The sequence below is a fragment of the Clostridium sp. AF35-15 genome (genome assembly GCF_003477745.1).
Classification (GTDB): Bacteria; Bacillota; Clostridia; order Lachnospirales; family Lachnospiraceae; genus Otoolea; species Otoolea fessa.
Genome location: NZ_QUDY01000027.1, coordinates 1 through 792 on the forward strand (window position 1 = coordinate 1; position 792 = coordinate 792).

The 792-nt window shown below is 54.9% G+C and carries 1 protein-coding gene and 1 pseudogene; both read left to right on the forward strand.

What is annotated here, in order from left to right:
* Nucleotides 1–375, forward strand: a pseudogene (locus tag DWZ76_RS14885) (hypothetical protein); the annotation flags it as partial.
* A gap of 16 nt (nucleotides 376–391) precedes the next feature.
* On the forward strand, nucleotides 392–792 hold a 401-nt coding region (locus DWZ76_RS14890; RefSeq protein WP_147353148.1), incomplete at its 3' end, for a hypothetical protein.

Consider the following 792-nt stretch of genomic DNA (forward strand, 5'->3'; position numbering starts at 1 on the left):
AATGATTTAAAAGAAAACACCCTAGAGGGTGTAAAAGAAAAGCGCTTCGCGCCGCCCACCCTGGAGAATGTGAGTGAATATTGCCGGGAAATGGGTTATACGAACGTGGATGCAGCACGCTTTATTGACTTTTACACCAGTAATGGCTGGATGGTCGGTAAGAATCGCATGAAGGACTGGAAAGCAGCGGTTAGAAATTGGGACAGGAGAGAAAAGAATCCGCAGAGGCAGGATGGGGCCGCCGAAGTCTCCAAGAAGAACCGCTTTCACAACCTGGAAGAACATGGTTACGACTACGATGCGATGGTGTGGGGCATGGTGGGCGCAGCGGCGCAGGGCGAGGCTGGAAGCGCTATGGAACCCGGTACGGGATGAAGGGAGTTAGAGGACGATGAAAAGCATGGATGAACGCCGGGCAGCCATCAAGAAGCAGCTTCGGGGCGGCAAGAGAAATACCCTTCGGGAGCTTTCGGAAGCGATTGGCGAGGAACGGGAGAGAACCAGAGCTGCGGTAAAGAAAATGTGTGCTCTGGGCGAACTGATTCAGGAGGGTGACGGTGCGCGCGGCCAGAAAGCGGTTTACCTGCTGACGCGTGTAGGTGAGGAGGAAAACGACGAGGAATTGGACAAGCCAGATGATCGTCGAATGGTAGACGGCATCTGGCCGGATGAACTGGAAAAGACCAGGAACCGCGTGCAAGTCGGGGAGAAGCTCAAAGTGATGTTGCTTGCCGACACCCGTACCAAAGGCGAGGTGCGGACCGTGCGCCGGACGGTTCGGGTAATCAGCAA